Consider the following 18291-nt stretch of genomic DNA (forward strand, 5'->3'; position numbering starts at 1 on the left):
GCGGGGAGGGCCGATGGCGCAGGGCGAGGAGCGGGCCGGGGTCGCGCTGACCAACCTCGACCAGCCGCTGTTCGACGGCGCCGAGGCCAGCAAGCGCGACCTCGTCGACTACCTCGACGCCGTGCGCGACCGGATCCTGCCCGGGCTGCGCGATCGCCCGCTCTCCGTGATGCGCGTGCTGCGCGGCCAGCGGCCGTTCATGCAGAAGAACGTGCCGAAGTACACGCCGGAGTGGGTGCGCACGGTGCCGCTGTGGGCGGAGTCCTCACAACGGCAGGTGTCCTACGCGCTGTGCGACGACCGCCGCACGCTGCTCTGGTTCGCCAACCAGCGGGCCGTGGAGTACCACCCGACGCTCGTGACGGCGCGGCGCTGGGACCGCGCCACCCACCTCGTGCTCGACATCGACCCGCCGGGCGACGCGGACTCCGCCGGCTTCGGGCTCGCGGTCCGCGCCGCGCACCTCGTCCGGCAGGCACTCGCCGACGCCCGGCTCTCCGGCGTCGTGAAGACCAGCGGCGCGAAGGGCGTGCACGTGTTCGTGCCCGTGTCGGAGGAGGAGGCCATCGAGGACGTCGCCGCCGCGACCCGCGCGCTCGCCGCGAGGGCGGAGCGGCTCGACCCCGTGCTCGCCACCACCGCGTACATCCGGGAGGACCGGGGCGGCAAGGTGTTCCTCGACTCGACCCGCGCGGGCGGTGCGACGGTGGTCGCCGCCTACAGCCCCCGGCTGCGCCCCGGCGCCACCGTGTCCTTCCCCGTCGACTGGGCCGAGCTGGACGACGTGACGCCACGCGACTTCACCGTGCACACGGTGCCGGGCCTGCTCGGTGACGGCGACCCGTGGGCCGAGCGGATGCCGCCGCCGCAGCGGCTCGGCGAGCAGCTGATCGAGGAGGGCAGGGCGATCCCGGTCGCCAGGGTCGCCGCGATGCACGAGGGCAAGCGGCGCGCCCGTGCCCGCCGCGGCTGAACCGGTGAGGGGCAGGGCGCCGGACTCGCGGCGGGGTCACTCGCCGAACCGCCGGTGCCGTTCCGTGTCGACGAGCCAGAGCTGTCCGTGTTCGTCGGTCACGGTCCGGCGGCGGTGGTGTTCCGGCTCCCCGGGGTGTTCCTGCTCGCCGGAACCCCGGTCCTCGTGCGAGCGCAGCAGCTGCCCGCGCAGCTCGCTGATCTCCCTGCGCGCGCGGGCCAGCTCGCGCTCCAGGTCCAGGATCCGGTGCGCCGCCGCGAGGTTGTGACCCTCGTCGAACAACTCCCGGAGCCTGCCCGCCTGGCCGAGCTGGTGCCGCGAGTAGCGGCGATGGCCACCGCGCGAGCGCTCCGGCGAGAGCACGCCCGCATTGTCCAGGCTGCGCAGAAACGGTTGCTCCACACCGAGGATGTCCGCGGCCTGGCCGGTGGTGTAGGTGGGGCGGTGCTCGTCGTCGAGGTGATGCAGGTCCATCGGTGAGCACCCCGTCCTAGGCGTAGGCGGCCAGCTGCCGCGGCAGGTCGTCGGCGCTGCCCGCGGACCGGAACCGGGGCGGCTCAGGGTGCTGGTGCAGCGTGCCCTCGAGCATGCCGGCCGCGAAGCGCGCGACGGTGCGCGGCGGTGGCAGCACGCCGGAGTCGAGATAGGACAGCACGAGAAGGTCGTCACAGCACCGTGCCTCGACGGCGAGCGCCCAGCCGTTCTCCTCGTCCCACGTCAGCGCCACGTCGAGCGCGGGGAACGAGCTGAGTCTGCCTTCGAGTGCGAGATAGGCGTTGACCGGTGGCTCCAGCTGGACACACGAGGAGTCGCCGCTGAGCCCCATGGCTTCGCGGACGAGTTGGACGTAGTGGCGCAGTCCGCGCGCCGACGGTCCATGCTGTTCGAGTTCCATGTGACGTCTCACCGCAGCAGCATCGTTGGGGGAGGGGGTCGCCGACTGCTTGACGTAATTCGGATCCTACGTGGCGAAGGAAGAACCGCAAGTGGTCATTCCGGTGACGAATGATCGCGCTGGGTGTCCATAGTGGATCACCCAGCGCGAAGCGATTTCGCAGCGGTTACGCGTCAGTTCTGAAGGGGCAGCAGCTCGGTGGTGAACTCGTCGGTGAACCGCGCCAGGTCGGTGCCGGGCGAACCCGGACGAATGACGAACTTCGTGAGCCCGGCGTCGAGATATCGCTCGACGAGGCCGCGTGCGTGGGACCAGCCGGTGGCGATCAGGTCCGCCGGGTCGGCGTCCGGACGCCGCCGCGTCGCCGCCGCGAGCAGGGAGTCCGGCACGCCGTCGGTGGCGACCGCGAGCGTGATCCCGTAGTGGTCGGCCTCGATCTCGCGTCCCGCCTCGGCGGCCGCCGCCTCGATGGCCTCACGCCCACGCCTGGTGTCCTCCGGGGTGAGGAAGCTGGCGAGCCAGCCGTCGGCCAGCCTGCCGACCCGCCGCAGCGCGGCCGGCGCCGCACCGCCGAGCCACAGGTCGAGGGGCTTCGCGGGCCGGGCGCCGATGCCGAGCCCGTGAAGCCGGAAGAACTCGCCGTGGAACGTGACCTCGTCCTCGGTCAGCAGCAGCCGCACCACCCGCAGCGTCTCGTCGAACACCGCGGCCCTGCGTCCCTCCGGCACCGGGAACGCCGCCACCTCGTGCGCCCTCGCCGGGCGGAGCCCGAACACCGGCAGCACCCTGGCCGGGGCGAGCCCCGCGAGCGAGGCCAGCTGCTTGGCGAGCCGCACCGGATGCCTGCCGGGCAGCACGGCGACCCCGGTGCCGACCTTGAGCCGCTCGGTCCTGGCGAGTGCGTGGGCCATGCCGATGAACGGGTCGACCTGGTGGGAGGACACGACCTCGGACAGCCCACACCGAGTCGATGCCACGCCGTTCGAGATCGTCGATCGCGGCCGCGAACTCCGCCGGTCCGGTCTGCTGCCCGAGGCCGATGCCGATGCGAATCTTCATGCCTCTCACCAAACCAACCCGCCGGTCCGGTGTCCACGGCCCTCGTCAGCTGGTGAGAAGCTGCGGGGAGAGCACCTTGAGCATCGCGTTGCTCCAGCGCAGCTGCCGCAGCGTCCGAGGGTGGCAGCGGCTCGCGAACTGGAGCAGCTCGGAGTCCCTCGCGGCCTGCGCGCCCTGGGCGAGCAGCTCCCAGTCCACCGACACACCCGCGATCTCGCGGTGGAGCTCTCGCAGGTCGGTCAGCAGACCGTCGCCGGGCAGCTGGTCATCCCGGGCGACCAGCGGATGTGGCCCGGTGGGCGCGGCCTCGCCGAGGCGCAGGCCGCGCCGTTCCCCGGTGGCGGCCAGCTCGGCGAGGTGTTCCTCGGACCAGCGCGCGAGGTCGCGCGCGACGTGATGCACCTCGTGCTCGGCGGCGTGCCGCCGCGCCAGCGTCCGCAGTGCCGCGGCGAGCGAGGACTCGGACCGGTACAGCTGCCGCAGGACCGGCCGCAGCGTCATGGTGCGCCCTCCTCTGGCCGGAGGGCCGCCGCGCCGGTCTTGAACAGCGGCTGCTTGGAGGCCGGGTCCCAGTCCGTGATGGTGAGCTCGTTGGCGGCCCGGTCGTGCTCGCCGTCCGCGTCGTCCCAGTAGCCGTAGTGGAACGGGACGAACAGCACGCCGTCGCGGATACCGCTGACGCGTGCCCGCGCGCGGATCCGGCCCCGGGGCGAGGTGAGCACCGTGGGCGTGCCGTCGGTGATGCCGTGTGCGGCGGCGTCCGCGCGCGAGATCTCCACCCACACCTCGGGCTCGGCGTCGCGCAGCTCGGGGGTGCGCCCGGTCTTGGTCCTGGTGTGGAAGTGCACGAGCGTCCTGCCGGTGATGAGGAAGAACGGGAACTCGGCGTCCGGAGTCTCGTGGGCGGGCAGGTACTCGGCGGCTTTGATCATCGCCTTGCCGTGCGGGTTGAGGGCGGCGTAGTCGGACCGCTCCAGCGGCGCGCCCGTGACGAGGTCCTTGCCGTAGTCCTCGCAGTAGTCCGGGGCGGCGAAGAACCGGCCGTCGGCGTAGAGCCGCTCCGTGCCATCGGGGTGCTCGTCGTCGCACGGCCACTGGATGCCGCCGAGCTCGCGCAGCTTGTCGTAGCCGAGCGCCGAGTAGTCGCACGGCCGTCCCTTGCTCGCGCGCTGCCACGCCGCGTAGGCGGACTCGGCGTCGTGCCACGGCGGGAACGGCTCGCCGTCGTTGTCGCGGAAGTCCATGCGGCGGGCGTAGTCGAGGAAGATGCCGAGATCGGCGACCGCGTCGCCGGGCGGGTCCACGGCGCGCTCGGACAGGTGCACGGTGCGGTCGGCGTTGGTGAACGTGCCCGTCTTCTCGCCCCACGTCGCCGCGGGCAGCACGACGTCGGCGAACTCGGCCGTCTCGGTGCGGAAGATGTCCTGCACCACCACGAACAGCCGCCGCTGCCGCAGGATCTCGCGCACGCGGCTCAGCTCGGGCAGCGACACCGCTGGGTTGGTGCCGCTGATCCACAGCAGCCGGATCGAGCCCTGCTCGGCGTAGCGCAGCAACTGCATCAGGTGGGTCGGTGGGCCGTAGTGCGGGATCCGCTCCTCCGGCACGTTCCAGAGGCGGGCGAGGTCGCGGACGTGCGCGTCGTTGGCCCAGTTGCGGAAGCCCGTGAGGTCCCCGTTCGCTCCGCACTCCCGGGTGTTCTGTGCCGTCGGCTGCCCGTTCATCTGCAGCACGCCCGCGCCCGGCCTGCCGAGCATGCCGCGCACGAGGTGCACGTTGTTCACCTGGACGGCGGCGGCGCTCGCCTGGTGTGACTGGTAGAAGCCCTGCAGCACGGTGGACAGCAGCCGTTCGGCGCCGCCGAGCAGCGCCGCCGCCTCCCTCAGGTCGCGCTCCGGGACGCCGCAGATGCGGGCCACCCGCTCCGGCGGGTACTGCCGCACCCGCTCGGCGAGCTCGGCGAAGCCGACGGTGTGCTCGCGCACGTAGTCGTGGTCGACCCAGTCGTGCTCGAGGATCTCGTGCAGCAGCCCGTTCAGGAGCGCGAGGTTGGTACCGGGCAGCGGTGCGAGGTGCAGGGTCGCCGCGCGGGCCACCGGTGTGCGCCGGGGGTCGACGCACAGGATCGCCGGCGGGTCGGCGCCCGCCGCGCGGTCGAGCATCCGCTGCCACAGCACCCCTTGCGTCTCGGCGACGTTGTGCCCGTACAGCGCGAGCACGTCGGCGTGGTCGACGTCGGTGTAAGAGCCGGGCTGGCCGTCGCAGCCGAAGGACTCCTTGAGCGCCTCGGCGGCCGTCGCGGTGCACAGCCGCGTGTTGCCGTCGAGGTGGTTGGTGCCGATGCCGCCCCTGGCGATGGCGGTGAGGGTGTAGTACTCCTCGAGAAACAGCTGCCCGGTCGTGTAGAAGCCGATCGAGCCCGGGCCGCGCTGGGCGAGCAACTCCTTGCTGTGCTCCACGATCCGTCCCATCGCGGTGTCCCAATCGGACTCGACGAGCCGGTCGCCGTCGCGCACCAGCGGCCGGGTGAGCCGGTCGGCCGCGTCGTTCGCCTGCCAGGCGTAGAGGTCCTTCGGGTCGAGCCTGCCGCGGTTGACGCGGTCGTCCTCCCTGCCGCGCACGCCGGCGATCCGGCCGTCCTTGACCGCGATGTCCAGCGCGTCGCCATTGGAGTGGAGCAGCGACGCCGACCGGACCCAGCGGTCGACCGACTCCGCGGTGACGCCGTCCGCGAGCGAGGCGTCCACGCGCGCGGGCCACTGTTCGCCCTGACCGTACGGGGTACGCGCGCCCCAGGGGTCGCTGATCGCGTCCCTCGTCGGCATGGGCGACGGCTACCCCGTGCGGGCACGGCGGAAACTCAGTCGGAGACGCCCCCGCACGTGATGTTGAGCGACGCCGACGTCATCGACGAGGCGAGGTCGGAGGCGGCGAACGCGGCCACGTTGCCGACCTCGGCGAACGTCGCGGCCCGCTTGAGCATCGTCTTGCTCACGATCATGTCCACGATCGTGTCGCGGCCCTCGAAGTCCTCCGGCAGCGTCTCGGTGATGCCTCCGGTGTGCAGGGTCAGCACGCGGATGCCGTACTCGCCGAGCTCGGCGGCCAGCTGGCGGCGCAGGATGTCGAGCGAGCCGAGCGCGACCTGGAAGCCGCCGATGTAGTAGTCACGGATGGGTTCGCGGCCGCCGTCGCCGCCAAAGGTGAGGATCACGCCGGAGCGCTGCCGGATCATGTGCCGCGCCGCGGCCCTGGTGGTGAGGAATGTCGAGCGGGTGGCGTTGCGGATCGGGCGGTCGAAGTCCTCCAGCGACATCTCCGCGAGCGGCGTGCCGTGCACGTCCTCGTAGCCGATCACGTTGAGCGACACGTCGATGCTCCCCGCTGTGGCGGCGACAGCGTCCGCGTGGGCGTCCACCGCGTTCTCGTCCAGCGCGTCGAGCACGGCGGTCTCGGCCCGGCCGCCGTCCGCGCGGAGGCGGTCGGCGACCTCGTCGAGCGTCTTCCGGGTCCGCCCGGCCAGGTGGACGGTGGCGCCCTCGCGGGCGAAGGCCGTGGCGACGGCACTGCCGACCGCGCCTGCGCCGCCGTAGATGATCGCGTTCTTGCCTTCGAGCAACATGCGTGCACTCCTTTGTCGGTTGTGACGGTCAGCGGGACGTGAGCCAGTCCCGCCAGCGGGGCAGTTCCCGCTCGGCGACGGCGGTGGCGCCGGAGCCGTAGACCCGGCCCGTGACGTTCACGGAGAGCCGCACACCGTCCATCGGGAAGCTCGAGATGGCGAACAGGGCCGGGGCCGGAGCCGTGGCGCGCAGCAGCAGGAAGTAGGGGCCGAGATGCTCGACCGTGCCCTTGAGCGCGGGAGCGCCCTCGGGGGTGCGGAACTCGTCGCCCTCGGAGAGCCCGGTGAGGCCGAGCGCGTCCTTGAGTGCCGTGGTGACCCGCACGCGTTCCTCGTTGGGTGCGCTGACGGGCACGCTGAGGTCGACGCGCGCGGACGGGAGCCCCGCGAACCGGGTGACGTACGCGCGCAGCAGCCGCAATGACATCAGCCAGCCCGCGCCTGCCTCCTCGGCGAGGTGGTCCCAGCCTTCGCCGTCGGCGTGGATGCCGCTGACGACGCGGACCACGCAGGTGCCCCGTTCGCGCGCCTCGACGAGGAACTCGGTGGCGATCGTGGGAGCGGGAGCCTCGCCGCGCTCCTCGTAGGCGAGCCGATGCGGCGGTTCCCACGCGGTGACCACGGCGGAGGCGTCGGGCGCGAACGGGCCCCGGTGCAGGCGCACGGTCCCGCCCTCGCCGGGTTCGATGTCGGCGGGGAAGAACCAGGCCGCGACGCCCGATTCCGTCGCGATCGCCTGCCACACCTCGGCCGGGTCGGCGGCGATCTCGACCTCGGACTCGCTGACGTGGGCCTCGCGCTCGTCGCCGGTCATCCCTCGTCCTCCGGCGCGGCGGGCCGGGGATGCAGGGCGAGCATGAGCCGCTGCCACCGGCCGTCGGCGGCCTGCTCGTCGTGGTACTTCTGCGCGAGCCGGGTGACGGCGGTGGTGAGCTCGTCGGCGAAGGCGGCGCGGTCGGCGGGCGTCGCGAACCGGATCTCGGTGTCCAGGCCGTACACCGGAAGCCGCTTGTGCTGTCCCGCGGCCCGGCGGGCCAGCGCGCCGACCTCGCGGACGACCCGCGCGGCGAGGGAGATGAGGTAGGCGGCCGAGAGCCGGTTGTCGTCCCGCACCGGGTCGCGTCTGCCGAGCGGCTCCGGCGCGACGACGTAGCCCGCGGCCGTGGCGACGAGCAGCCGTTCGGTGAGCCCGCCCCACGTCCGTGTCTCGGCCACCTCCACCAGGCCGTGCGCCTCCAGCTGGCGCAGGTGGTAGTTGACCTTCTGGCGCGTCAGCCCCACGCGCGCCGCGAGGGTCGCGGCGGAGGCGGGCTCGTGCAGCTCGGCGAGCAGCCGGGCGCGCATGGGATCCAGTGCCACCACGGCGGCGGCCGGGTCGGCGATCACCTCGATGTCCTGCATGGGCCAAGGGAACCCCTTGACAAATCCATTTGTCAAGGGGTTCCCTTGGTGCCGTGACTACGGCTCGATGTCGAGGCTCTGGCGCAGCGGCGCCGGCTTCAGCGCGGCCGCGGCGAGTACGCCGATCACGGCGATCGCCGCAGAGATGAGGAAGATGTGGCCGGTCGCGTCCCCGTACGCGCCCTGCACGATGTCGCGTACCGGCTCCGGCAGCGCGGCCAGGTTCAGGCTGCTCGTGTCATCGCCGCCCGAGGCCGGCAGGCCGGCCGCGGTCAGGCCGCGGTCGATGCTGTCGTCGACCCGGTGGGCGAGCAGCGCGCCGAGCACCGAGACGCCGATCGTTCCGCCGAGCGAGCGGAAGAACGTGATCGACGCGCTCGCGGCCCCGATGTCGCGCAGCGACACCGTGTTCTGCACGGCCAGCACCAGGTTCTGCATCGACATGCCCACGCCGACGCCGACGAGCAGCATCCCGGCCGAGACGATGAGCATCGACGTCTCGTGGTCGATGGTCGCCAGCACGCCGAACCCGGCGACGAGCACCACGGTGCCCGCGAGAATGTAGGGCTTGATCCGGCCGGTGCGCGTGATCAGCTGGCCGACGACCGTGGAGGAGACCAGCACGCCCGCCATCATCGGGATGGTGAGCAGTCCGGCCTCGGTGGCCGAGTAGCCGCGCCCGATCTGGAAGTACTGGCCGAGGAACACCGCGCCGCCGAACATCGCCATGCCGACCGCGAGGCTCGCGAGGATGGCGAGGGCCGGTGTGCGCTGCCGGATGATGTCGAGTGGCACCACCGGCTCGACCGTGCGCCGTTCCCACCACACGGCCACACCCAGCAGCACGACCGAGACGCCGACCATCGCGGCCGTCTGCCACGACAACCACGCGAAGGAGCCGTCGACGAACGAGATCCAGATCAGCAGGACGCTGACGCCCGCGGCGATGAGCGCGGAACCCACGTAGTCGATGTGCACGTTCTCCCTGCGCTCCGTGGGCAGGTGCAGGGTGCGCTGCAGCACCACGAGCGCGACGAGCGCGATCGGGACGCCGACGAAGAAGCACCAGCGCCAGCCGAGCCAGTCGGTGTCGGCGATGACGCCTCCGAGCAGCGGGCCGCTCACGGTCGCGAGCGCCATCACGCCGCCGAGCAGACCGTTGTACCTGCCGCGCTCGCGTGGCGGGATCATCGCGGCGATCACCACCTGGACCAGCGCCTGCAGGCCGCCGACGCCGAGCCCCTGGAACGCACGGGCGGCGATGAGCTGGCCGGCGTCCTGCGCGAAACCACTGATCACGGAGCCCAGTACGAAGATCACGATGGTGCACTGGACGAGGAGCTTCTTGCTGTAGAGGTCGGCCAGCTTGCCCCAGATCGGCGTGGACGCCGTCGCGGTGAGCAGGGTGGCCGTGACGACCCAGGTGTACTGGGTCTGGCTGCCGTTGAGCGCCCCGATGATCTGGGGCAGGGCGGTGGAGACGATCGTCGAGCTGATCATCGCGACGAACAGGACGAGGAGCAGTCCGCTCAGGGCTCTCAGCACCTGGCGGTGACCCATCGCCGTGCCGGCGGCGGGTGCGGTAACCGGTGCGCTCACGCGCAGCCTCCAAGGCGGTTCCGAAGAAATTGGTTGCTGCAGCCAACTATCCTCCTAAGTTGCGCAAGGCGCAACCTTTCTCCTTGGGAAAATTTGCCCAGAAGGGTAGGATCGCCGCATGGAGACGGCTGAGCTGGGGCTACGGGAGCGGAAGAAGGTGGCCACCCGGCGGGCGCTGCACGAGGCGGCCGTGCGGCTGGCGATGGAGGAGGGCCTCGACAAACTCACCGTCGAGGCGATCGCCGACGCCGCCACCGTCTCGCGCCGCACCTTCTCCAACTACTTCGCCTCCAAGGAGGAGGCCCTGCTCTACGGCGATCGCGAGCGGGTGGCGGCGCTGCTCGGCGCCGTGCGGGCCCGGCCGAGGTCCGAACCGCCGTGGACCGCGCTCACCGCCGCCACGCGCGACCGGTTCGCCGAGCACGGCGGCCCGGATCCGGAGTGGGTGGCCAAGGCCCGGTTCATCCGCTCGCACGACGGCCTGCTCACCCAGCAGATCGCCGCGTTCGCCTCGTTCGAGCGTGACCTGGTCGCCGAGATCCTGAACCGGATGCCGCAGCGGGAGCGCTCCGCCACGCGGGCCCGGCTCATGGCCGCCTGCTACCTGGCCTCCTTGCGCGTGGCCATGCAGTCCTGGCTCGACCAGCCCGACGGCCCGCCCGCCGCCGACGTGGTCGGCGAGGTGCTCGACCAGGCGGGTGCCGGTTTCTCGTGAGGGCGCGGACGACCGCGGGCGGCTGGTAGCGTCGTCGGAAGGTGTTGTCACGCCGCCAAGGACGGGGGAAGGCCATGCCGGTGGAACACGTCGACGTGCTCGTCGTCGGTGCGGGGCTCTCCGGCGTGGGCGCGGCCTGCCAGCTCAAGCAGCGGTGCCCCGGCACGACGTTCGCCGTGCTGGAGGGCAGGGACGCCATCGGCGGCACCTGGGATCTGTTCCGCTATCCCGGCATCCGGTCCGATTCCGACATGTTCACGCTCGGCTACCGCTTCCGGCCGTGGACACAGGCCAAGGCCATCGCCGACGGCCCTTCGATCCGCGCCTACGTGCGGGAGACCGCGGCCGAGTACCGCATCGGCGAGCACATCCGGTTCGGGCACCGCGTCGTCAGCGCCGCCTGGGACAGCGACCGCGCACTGTGGACGGTCGAGGCCGAGCGCACCGACACGGGCGAGATCGTGACACTCACGTGCGGCTTCCTGTTCACGTGCTCCGGCTACTACCGCTACGACGAGGGGTACACGCCCGACTTCCCCGGCCGGGACGTCTTCGCGGGCCCCGTCGTGCACCCGCAGCACTGGCCCGAGGACCTCGACTACGCGGGCAAACGCGTGGTGGTGATCGGCAGCGGCGCCACGGCGGTGACCCTCGTGCCCGCGATGGCGGCCGACGCCGCGCACGTGACCATGCTGCAGCGCTCGCCGAGCTACGTGCTCGCCATGCCGGAGCGGGACCCGCTGGCCGACCTGCTGCGGCGCGTGCTCCCGCCGAGGCTGACCTACCCGGTGGTGCGCTGGAAGAACACCCTCGTCATGGCGGCGCTGTTCCAGCTCAGCCGCAGACGGCCGGCGCTGGTGAAGCGAATTCTGCGCGGCGCGCTGACACGAAGCCTGCCGGAGGGCTACGACATCGACCGGCACTTCCGGCCCCGCTACGAGCCGTGGGACCAGCGCATGTGCTTCGTGCCGAACGGCGACCTGTTCAAGGTCCTGCGCGACGGCAGCGCCTCGATCGTCACCGACACCATCGAGACGTTTACCGAGCACGGCATCCGGCTCTCCTCCGGCGAGGAGCTGCCCGCCGACGTGATCGTCACCGCCACCGGGCTCAACCTGCTGCCCGTCGGGGGCATCGCGCTCACCGTCGACGGCGAACCGGTCGAGCTCGCGGACACCGTGGCGTACAAGGGGATGATGCTCAGCGGGGTGCCGAACTTCGCGCTCACCATCGGCTACACCAACGCGTCCTGGACCCTCAAGGCCGACCTCGTCGCCGGGTACGTGTGCCGCCTGGTGAACCACATGCGGGAGCACGGCTACCGGCAGTGCACGCCCACGGCACCGGGTGGGGACGCCCCACTGGAGCCGCTGATCGACCTCAAGGCGGGGTACGTCCTGCGCGACGTGGACTCCATGCCGAAGCAGGGACCCGCCGCGCCGTGGCGGCTCCACCAGAACTACCCGAGAGACGTCCTGCTGCTCCGGCACGGCCCCCTCGACGACGAGGGCATGCGCTTCTCCCGAGCCACCACGGCGGCAGGAACCTAACCGACGAACCGCTCCTCGGCGACCTGCCTGGCATGGAGCACGTCGCCGATGAAGAAGTCGTACAGCAGCGCGCCGAGCACGGCACCGATCAGCGGGCCGACGATGGGGACCCACAGGTAGCCGTTCATCGCCGTGTCGCCCCAGCCGGCGAGGAACGTGAACAGGCGCGGTCCGAAGTCGCGCGCCGGGTTGATCGCGTACCCCGCGTTGGCGCCGAAGGAGAGGCCGATCGCCGCCACGGTGAACCCGATCAGCAGCGGGCCCATCTTCGGCGACACCGCCTTGTTGCGCGCGTCGATCAGGGCGAGCACCACCACCAGCAGCACACCGGTGCCGACCACCTGGTCGAGCAGCGGCCCGAACCAGCCGGAGAAGTAGGGTGCCGGGGCGGTCGCGAAGATCGAGAACGTCGCGTCCGCCTCGCCCCGGGGTGTCCCTGCCGCGGCCTCGAACGCCCGGATGGCCGGGTGGTAGACCGCGTACACCAGCGCGGCGCCCGCGAACGCGCCGACGACCTGCGCGGCGCAGTAGGACGGCACCTTGCGCCACGGGAACCTGCGGCGTACGGCCATCGCGAGCGTCACCGCCGGGTTCAGGTGAGCACCGCTCACGCCGCCGGCGACGTACACCGCGAACGCGACGGCGAACGCCCAGCCCCACACGATGAGCAGCCAGTCGCCCGTGCCCTGGAAGAACGTGGTCGCGTCGGCGGTCCGCCCGGAGCCGGGAAGGCCCACCACGGCCATCGCGACGCAGCCGTTGCCGAGCGCGATCAGCAGGAACGTTCCGAAGAACTCGGCGAGCAGGTCGCCGTAGCCGCCGGTGAGGCGGTTCAGCCTGCGCGCGTCGCGCAGGGGCACCACATCGGTCACTGGTCCTCCTTGACAGCAGGTGACGGGTGTGGAACAGACGATGAGCGCGCGGGGGTTGCACGGACGTTGCCGAGGCGAGATGCAACGTCGGTGCAACGTGACGCCGCTTACGGTCCCCGGCGTGACTACTCCGAGCCAGGTGGACCTCGACCCGGGCCGGGACTACCCGCTCGCGGCGCGGCGCCCCGAACTGCTGAAGACTCCGACCGGCAAACGGATCGACGAGCTCACCATGGAGGCCGTGCTGGCCGGTGAGGTCGCCCCCGAGGACCTGCGGATCGCACCCGAGACCCTGCGGCTGCAGGCCCGGATCGCCGAACAGTCGGGCCGCCCGCAGCTCGCGCAGAACTTCCGCAGGGCGGCCGAGCTGACCGCGCTGCCCGACGAGCTGGTGCTCTCGATCTACAACTCGCTGCGGCCCCGTGCCTCCACCAAGCAGCAGCTGACCGACATCGCCGACGAGCTGGAGTCGGCGTACTCGGCGACGCTGTGCGCCGCGCTGGTGCGCGAGGCCGCCGACGTCTACGAGCGCCGGAACATCCTGGCGAGCTGAAAGGGCCGGACACCATGACAACGAGCGCACGGCGATCGAAGCGGACCGAGGCCCTCGAACAGCGGCCGGTCAACCTCGACGGTTTCGTGGAGGAATGGCCCGAGGTCGGCATGGTCGCGATGGACAGCCCCTACGACCCGGAGCCGGGCGTACGGGTGGAGGACGGCGTGATCGTCGAGCTGGACGGCAAGCCGAGGGCCGAGTTCGACTTCCTCGACCAGTTCATCGCCGACCACGCGATCGACGTCGACGCGACCGAGCAGGCGATGGCGATCCCGGCGGTCGACATCGCACACCTGCTCATCGACCCGCGCGCCACCCGCAGGGACGTGCTCGCCGTGACCCGCGGGCTCACCCCGGCCAAGCTGCTCGAGGTCGTCAAGACCATGAACGTGGTCGAGATGATGATGGCGCTGCAGAAGATGCGCGCCCGGCGGACCCCGGCCAACCAGGCACACGCGACCAGCGCCCGCGACAACCCGGTGCAGGTCGCGGCCGACGCCGCGGAGGCGTCGCTGCGCGGGTTCCGCGAGCTGGAGACCACGCTCGGCGTCGTGCGGTACGCGCCGCTGGTGGCGATCGCCCTGCAGGTCGGCGCCCAGGCGGGCACCCCGGGTGTGCTGACCCAGTGCGCCCTGGAGGAGGCCACCGAACTGGAGCTCGGCATGCGCGGCATCACCGCGTACGCGGAGACGATCTCGGTGTACGGCACCGAGCCGGTGTTCTGCGACGGCGACGACACCCCGTGGTCCAAGGCGTTCCTCGCCTCGGCCTACGCCTCGCGCGGCATCAAGATGCGGTTCACCTCGGGCACCGGCTCCGAGGTGCAGATGGGCAACGCCGAGGGCAAGTCCATGCTGTACCTGGAGATCCGCTGCATCCTGGTGACCAAGGGCGCCGGGGTGCAGGGCCTGCAGAACGGGTCGATCAGCTGCATCGGCGTGCCCGGCGCCGTGCCCGCCGGAATCCGCGCGGTGCTGGCGGAGAACCTCATCGCGAGCATGGTGGATCTGGAGTGCGCCTCGGGCAACGACCAGTCGTTCTCGCACTCCGACATGCGCCGCGTCGCCCGGCTGCTGCCACAGCTGCTGCCCGGAACCGACTTCGTCTGCTCGGGCTATTCCTCGACGCCCAACTACGACAACATGTTCGCCGGATCCAACGTGGACGCCGAGGACTACGACGACTGGAACGTGCTGCAGCGCGACCTCCAGGTCGACGGCGGGCTGCGGCACGTCCCCGAGGCGGAGCTGCTCGCCGTGCGCAACCGGGCCGCTCGCGCGCTGCAGGGCGTGTTCGCCCACCTCGGCCTGCCGCCGATCACCGGCAGGGAGATCGAGGCCGTCACCTACGCGCACGGCAGCAAGGACCTGCCGCCGAGGGACGTGCTGGAGGACCTCAAGGCGGCCCAGTCGGTGCTGGACCGCGGCGTCACCGGTCTCGACATCGTCAAGGGCCTCGACGCGGCCGGGTTCACCGACATGGCGCACAGCCTGCTGGCCGTGCTGCGCCAGCGCGTGTCCGGCGACCTGCTGCACACGTCCGCGATCCTGACGCCGGAGCTGGAGACGCTCTCGGCGGTCAACGACACCAACGACTACGCCGGGCCTGGCACCGGTTACCGGCCGAGCGGCGCGCGGTGGGAAGAGATGAAACGGCTGCGGCACGTGGTCAGTGCCCAGAACCCCGAGCGGGAAGTCGGCTGAGGAGGAGCGACATGGCGGACACCGGCGTGAGCACACGACGGACGCTCCGGCTCGACGAGCGGGGCACGGCGGGACCGGGCAGCAGGACCGACGAGGTGGTGATCGGTCTCTCGCCCGCGTTCGGCGACTTCTTCACCAAGACCATCGTGGACATTCCGCACGCCGAGGTGCTGCGCGAGCTGCTCGCCGGTATCGAGGAGCAGGGCGTGCACGCCCGGGTGATCCGCTTCCGTGGCGGCTCCGACCTCGCGGTGATCGCACACGCGGCGGCGAAGCTGTCCGGTTCGGGCATCGCCGTCGGGGTGCTTTCGCGCGGCACCACGATGATCCACCAGAAGGACCTGGTGCGACTGTCCAACCTGGAGCTGTTCCCGCAGGCTCCGCTGATGGACCTGGACGCGTTCCGCAAGGTGGGCCGCAACGCCGCCCGCTACGCCAAGGGCGAGTCGCCGGAGCCGGTGCCCGCGCGCAACGACTTCATGGCGCGCCCGCGATGGCAGGCCAAGGCCGCGCTGCTGCACATCAAGGAGACCGAGTTCGTCGTGCCGGGAGCGGACCCGGTGGAGCTGGACGTGCGGTTCCAGCTGGCCGACGCGGGCTGACCGGCATGGCGCTGGTGGCAGGCGTCGACATCGGCAACTCGACCACGGAGGCCTGTGTCGCGGAGATCGGGCCGGACGGGGACGTGGAGTACCTGTCCGGCGCGCTCGCCCCGACCTCGGGCGTCAAGGGCACGGCCGACAACGTGGAGGGCGTGGTCGCGGTGGTGCGCCGGGCGCTCGAACGGGCCCGGCGCGGCGTTCAGGAGCTGGACGCCGTGCTCGTGAACGAGGCGACGCCGGTGATCAGCGGGCTCGCGATGGAGACGATCACCGAGACCATCGTCACCGAGTCCACGATGATCGGGCACAACCCGGACACACCGGGCGGGGCGGGCCTCGGCGTCGGCACCACGGTGGCGTTCGGCGCGCTCGGCGAACGCGAGCCGGGGGAGCCGGTGATCTGCGTGGTGGGCGCGGGCATCGACTTCGAGGACGCCGCGCACGGCATCAACGCCGCCGTGGAGCGCGGCATCGAGGTGACGGGCGCGATCGTGCACGCCGACGACGCGACGCTGATCGCCAACCGGCTGCGCGAACCGGTGCCGGTGGTCGACGAGGTGACGCTCGTGGAGAAGGTGCCCCTCGGCATGCCCGCCGCGGTGGAGGTCGCCGAGCCGGGCCGCACCATCCGGACGCTGTCCAACTCCTACGGCATCGCCACCGTCTTCGGCCTCGACGCCGAGCAGACCCGCATGGTCGCCCCGGTGGCGCGGGCGCTGGTCGGCAACCGCTCGGCGGTGGTCGTGCGCACGCCCGACGGCGACGTCACCGGCCGCCGCATCCCCGCCGGGGCGCTGACCCTGTCCGGCGAGCGCGGCAAGCGGTCGGTGGAGGTCGACGCCGGTGCCGACGAGATCATGACGGCCCTGCGTGGCGTGCGGCCGCTGACCGACGCGGCGGGCGAGCCCGGCAGCCACGTCGGCGGGATGCTCGCGCGGGTGCGCGACACGATGTCGGAGCTGACCGGCACGAGGGCCGACGCGGTCCGCATCCAGGACGTGCTCGCCGTCGACACGTTCGTGCCGCAGCGCGTCACCGGCGCGCTCGCCGGGGAGTTCGCGCTGGAGAACGCCGTCGCGCTGGCCGCGATGGTGCGCACCAGCCGCGGCCCGATGCGCCTGCTCGCCGCGCGGCTGCGTGAGGCGCTCGGCGTCGACGTGCTCATCGGCGGCGTCGAGGCCGACATGGCCGTGCTCGGCGCGCTCACCACACCGGGCACCGGCAAACCGGTGGCGATCCTCGACCTCGGCGGCGGCTCGACCGACGCGGCGGTGGCCACGGACGACGGGGTGGTGCGCTCGGTGCACCTGGCCGGCGCGGGCGACCTGGTGACCAAGCTGATCGACTCCGAGCTCGGCCTCGACAACCGGGAGCTGGCCGAGGACATCAAGAAGTTCCCGCTCGCCAAGGCGGAGAGCTTCTTCCACGTGCGCATGGAGGACGGCACCGCCCGCTTCTTCACCGACCCGCTGCCCGCCGACACGTTCGCGCGCGTGGTCGTGCTCTCCGACACCGGCATGCGGCCCGTGCCGACCCGGCACAACCTCGACAAGATCCGGCAGGTGCGGCGCGCGGCCAAGCACAAGGTGTTCGTGGTCAACGCCCTGCGCGCGCTGGAGCAGGTGGCGCCAGGGGGAAACCTGCGGCAGCTCGGCTTCGTCGTGGTGCTCGGCGGGTCCGCGCTCGACTTCGAGATCCCCGACCTGATCGCCGAGGCCGTCGCCGGTTTCGGCATCGTGTGCGGCACCGGCAACGTCCGCGGCAGCGAGGGCCCGCGCAACGCCGTCGCCACCGGCCTGGTGGCCGCGCACGCGCTGGCTCCCGAACTCGGCCTCGCGGTGGGAAGCTGATGGCCGTGGACGATCGCAGGGCGGCGAGGGCCGTCCGGACGCCGCCGTCGGTGGTGGTGCGCTGCGCCGGGGACACGGCGGTGCTGCGCGACCTGAGGGCGGGGCTCGAGGAGGAGGGCGTGCCGGTGCGGGTGGAGGACGGTGGGTCCGGTGACGCCGTCGCGCTCGCGTTCGGCGCCGCGCAGGCGTCCTCGCTCGACGTCGGGATCGGCGTCGCGGCCGGGGGAGCGGTGTGCGTGCACCACGCGAAGCGGCCCCCGGACTCGCCCGCGCTGACCGGTACGGCGCGCGACGCCCGCCTGCTCGGGCACAACGCCGCCCGGCTCGTCACCGGCATTCCCGTGAAGACATCGTGACGACCTTGGAGGAGGACGACATCGTGGCCCCACGACTCGCACTGGCCGACGCCCAGCAGGTGCTCGACGCGGCACTGGCGAAGGCCGAGGAGATCAAACAGCCCATGAACGTCGCGGTGGTGGACGACGGCGGGCACCTGCTCGCCTTCGCCCGCCAGGACGGCGCGATCCTGGCCAGCGTGGACATCGCGATCCGCAAGGCACGCACCGCCGCGCTGCTCAAGATGACCACCGCCGACGTCGGCGCGGCGGCCGCGCCCGGGGCGCCGCTCTACGGCATCGAGGTCACCAACGGCGGCCTGGTGATCTTCGGCGGCGGCATCCCGCTCGTGCGCGGCCGCGACGTCGTCGGCGCGATCGGCGTCAGCGCGGGCAGCGTCGAGCAGGACACCACGGTCGCCGAGGCCGGCGCTGAGGCGCTGCCGAAGCGCACCACCCGCCGCTGACGCTCGCGCGAGCCGGCTCGCCGTGCCGGGCGGTGCCAACCGTGAACGGCGCGTCGACCCCACCGAGGTACGACGCCGAGCCGCTGTGCGTG

19 protein-coding genes are annotated in these 18291 nt (G+C 72.1%); 9 read left to right on the forward strand and 10 right to left on the reverse strand.

Annotated elements, in window-relative coordinates:
- Window positions 1-13 precede the first annotated feature (13 nt).
- A complete protein-coding gene (locus BA062_RS09630; RefSeq protein WP_110335719.1) occupies window positions 14-973 on the forward strand; it encodes a DNA polymerase domain-containing protein in 960 nt (319 codons plus the stop codon).
- A gap of 36 nt (window positions 974-1009) precedes the next feature.
- Here BA062_RS09630 and BA062_RS09635 read toward each other — a convergent pair whose 3' ends face one another.
- The 9 genes from BA062_RS09635 to BA062_RS09675 form a co-directional block, all read right to left on the reverse strand.
- Complete coding sequence (locus BA062_RS09635) at window positions 1010-1447, reverse strand: MerR family transcriptional regulator (RefSeq protein ID WP_110335720.1); 438 nt, start codon at window positions 1445-1447, stop codon at window positions 1010-1012.
- A 16-nt stretch (window positions 1448-1463) separates the two neighbouring features.
- On the reverse strand, window positions 1464-1868 hold the full coding sequence (locus tag BA062_RS09640; RefSeq protein ID WP_110335721.1) for a DUF6292 family protein: 405 nt from the start codon (window positions 1866-1868) through the stop codon (window positions 1464-1466).
- 173 nt (window positions 1869-2041) lie between these two features.
- Window positions 2042-2845 (reverse strand): TIGR03854 family LLM class F420-dependent oxidoreductase, encoded by an 804-nt coding sequence (locus BA062_RS09645; protein WP_245959747.1) that lies wholly within the window; start codon window positions 2843-2845, stop codon window positions 2042-2044.
- Window positions 2846-2972: 127 nt separating this feature from the next.
- A complete protein-coding gene (locus BA062_RS09650; RefSeq protein WP_110335722.1) occupies window positions 2973-3428 on the reverse strand; it encodes a hypothetical protein in 456 nt (151 codons plus the stop codon).
- The gene (locus BA062_RS09655; protein WP_110335723.1) at window positions 3425-5752 is read right to left on the reverse strand and encodes a molybdopterin oxidoreductase family protein; all 2328 of its coding nucleotides are present in this window, start codon (window positions 5750-5752) and stop codon (window positions 3425-3427) included. Before BA062_RS09655 ends, BA062_RS09650 begins: the two co-directional genes overlap by 4 nt.
- Window positions 5753-5787: 35 nt before the next feature.
- The gene (locus tag BA062_RS09660; RefSeq protein WP_110335724.1) at window positions 5788-6549 is read right to left on the reverse strand and encodes an SDR family NAD(P)-dependent oxidoreductase; all 762 of its coding nucleotides are present in this window, start codon (window positions 6547-6549) and stop codon (window positions 5788-5790) included.
- A gap of 28 nt (window positions 6550-6577) precedes the next feature.
- Window positions 6578-7363, reverse strand: coding sequence for an SRPBCC family protein (locus tag BA062_RS09665; protein WP_110335725.1), 786 nt, complete (start codon window positions 7361-7363; stop codon window positions 6578-6580).
- Window positions 7360-7950 carry an ArsR/SmtB family transcription factor gene (locus tag BA062_RS09670; protein ID WP_110335726.1) on the reverse strand — a complete coding sequence of 197 codons (591 nt, stop codon included), beginning with the start codon at window positions 7948-7950 and terminating at the stop codon, window positions 7360-7362. The genes BA062_RS09665 and BA062_RS09670 overlap by 4 nt, the downstream gene beginning before the upstream one ends.
- A 57-nt stretch (window positions 7951-8007) precedes the next feature.
- Window positions 8008-9549, reverse strand: a complete 1542-nt coding sequence (locus tag BA062_RS09675; protein WP_391357294.1) for an MDR family MFS transporter — start codon at window positions 9547-9549, stop codon at window positions 8008-8010.
- Between the two features lie 118 nt (window positions 9550-9667).
- On the opposite strand from BA062_RS09675, the gene BA062_RS09680 reads away from it, so the two are divergent.
- Both BA062_RS09680 and BA062_RS09685 read left to right on the forward strand, forming a co-directional pair.
- A complete protein-coding gene (locus BA062_RS09680; RefSeq protein WP_110335727.1) occupies window positions 9668-10264 on the forward strand; it encodes a TetR/AcrR family transcriptional regulator in 597 nt (198 codons plus the stop codon).
- Window positions 10265-10338: 74 nt separating this feature from the next.
- Window positions 10339-11814 carry a flavin-containing monooxygenase gene (locus tag BA062_RS09685; RefSeq protein WP_110335728.1) on the forward strand — a complete coding sequence of 492 codons (1476 nt, stop codon included), beginning with the start codon at window positions 10339-10341 and terminating at the stop codon, window positions 11812-11814.
- Here the strand turns inward: BA062_RS09685 and BA062_RS09690 are convergent.
- Window positions 11811-12686 carry an MIP/aquaporin family protein gene (locus tag BA062_RS09690; RefSeq protein WP_110335729.1) on the reverse strand — a complete coding sequence of 292 codons (876 nt, stop codon included), beginning with the start codon at window positions 12684-12686 and terminating at the stop codon, window positions 11811-11813. The genes BA062_RS09685 and BA062_RS09690 overlap by 4 nt on opposite strands.
- Window positions 12687-12807: 121 nt before the next feature.
- Here BA062_RS09690 and BA062_RS09695 point away from each other — a divergent pair, with 121 nt between their 5' ends.
- Genes BA062_RS09695 through BA062_RS09720 form a run of 6 tightly spaced genes read left to right on the forward strand, consistent with a single transcriptional unit; the run spans window position 12808 to window position 18199 of the window.
- Window positions 12808-13239 (forward strand): diol dehydratase small subunit, encoded by a 432-nt coding sequence (locus tag BA062_RS09695; protein ID WP_228713720.1) that lies wholly within the window; start codon window positions 12808-12810, stop codon window positions 13237-13239.
- Between the two features lie 14 nt (window positions 13240-13253).
- On the forward strand, window positions 13254-14945 hold the full coding sequence (locus tag BA062_RS09700) for a propanediol/glycerol family dehydratase large subunit (protein WP_110335731.1): 1692 nt from the start codon (window positions 13254-13256) through the stop codon (window positions 14943-14945).
- A gap of 11 nt (window positions 14946-14956) precedes the next feature.
- Window positions 14957-15547: a propanediol/glycerol family dehydratase medium subunit gene (locus tag BA062_RS09705; protein ID WP_110335732.1), complete on the forward strand. Its 591-nt coding sequence runs from the start codon at window positions 14957-14959 to the stop codon at window positions 15545-15547.
- A 5-nt stretch (window positions 15548-15552) separates the two neighbouring features.
- The gene (locus tag BA062_RS09710) at window positions 15553-17397 is read left to right on the forward strand and encodes a diol dehydratase reactivase subunit alpha (RefSeq protein WP_110335733.1); all 1845 of its coding nucleotides are present in this window, start codon (window positions 15553-15555) and stop codon (window positions 17395-17397) included.
- Window positions 17397-17753 (forward strand): glycerol dehydratase reactivase beta/small subunit family protein, encoded by a 357-nt coding sequence (locus BA062_RS09715; protein ID WP_110335734.1) that lies wholly within the window; start codon window positions 17397-17399, stop codon window positions 17751-17753. Before BA062_RS09710 ends, BA062_RS09715 begins: the two co-directional genes overlap by 1 nt.
- Window positions 17750-18199: a GlcG/HbpS family heme-binding protein gene (locus tag BA062_RS09720; protein ID WP_245959748.1), complete on the forward strand. Its 450-nt coding sequence runs from the start codon at window positions 17750-17752 to the stop codon at window positions 18197-18199. Before BA062_RS09715 ends, BA062_RS09720 begins: the two co-directional genes overlap by 4 nt.
- The last annotated feature ends 92 nt before the right edge of the window (window positions 18200-18291 follow it).

It is taken from the genome of Prauserella flavalba (assembly GCF_003202235.1).
Classification (GTDB): Bacteria; Actinomycetota; Actinomycetes; order Mycobacteriales; family Pseudonocardiaceae; genus Prauserella_A; species Prauserella_A flavalba.

Bases quoted from the DNA above. Each gene is read 5' to 3' on its own strand.
- BA062_RS09630 (WP_110335719.1), top strand. From the start codon at position 14: ATGGCGCAGGGCGAGGAGCGGGCCGGGGTCGCGCTGACCAACCTCGAC.
- BA062_RS09635 (WP_110335720.1), bottom strand. From the start codon at position 1,447: ATGGACCTGCATCACCTCGACGACGAGCACCGCCCCACCTACACCACC.
- BA062_RS09640 (WP_110335721.1), bottom strand. From the start codon at position 1,868: ATGGAACTCGAACAGCATGGACCGTCGGCGCGCGGACTGCGCCACTAC.
- BA062_RS09650 (WP_110335722.1), bottom strand. From the start codon at position 3,428: ATGACGCTGCGGCCGGTCCTGCGGCAGCTGTACCGGTCCGAGTCCTCG.
- BA062_RS09655 (WP_110335723.1), bottom strand. From the start codon at position 5,752: ATGCCGACGAGGGACGCGATCAGCGACCCCTGGGGCGCGCGTACCCCG.
- BA062_RS09660 (WP_110335724.1), bottom strand. From the start codon at position 6,549: ATGTTGCTCGAAGGCAAGAACGCGATCATCTACGGCGGCGCAGGCGCG.
- BA062_RS09665 (WP_110335725.1), bottom strand. From the start codon at position 7,363: ATGACCGGCGACGAGCGCGAGGCCCACGTCAGCGAGTCCGAGGTCGAG.
- BA062_RS09670 (WP_110335726.1), bottom strand. From the start codon at position 7,950: ATGCAGGACATCGAGGTGATCGCCGACCCGGCCGCCGCCGTGGTGGCA.
- BA062_RS09680 (WP_110335727.1), top strand. From the start codon at position 9,668: ATGGAGACGGCTGAGCTGGGGCTACGGGAGCGGAAGAAGGTGGCCACC.
- BA062_RS09685 (WP_110335728.1), top strand. From the start codon at position 10,339: ATGCCGGTGGAACACGTCGACGTGCTCGTCGTCGGTGCGGGGCTCTCC.
- BA062_RS09700 (WP_110335731.1), top strand. From the start codon at position 13,254: ATGACAACGAGCGCACGGCGATCGAAGCGGACCGAGGCCCTCGAACAG.
- BA062_RS09705 (WP_110335732.1), top strand. From the start codon at position 14,957: ATGGCGGACACCGGCGTGAGCACACGACGGACGCTCCGGCTCGACGAG.
- BA062_RS09710 (WP_110335733.1), top strand. From the start codon at position 15,553: ATGGCGCTGGTGGCAGGCGTCGACATCGGCAACTCGACCACGGAGGCC.
- BA062_RS09715 (WP_110335734.1), top strand. From the start codon at position 17,397: ATGGCCGTGGACGATCGCAGGGCGGCGAGGGCCGTCCGGACGCCGCCG.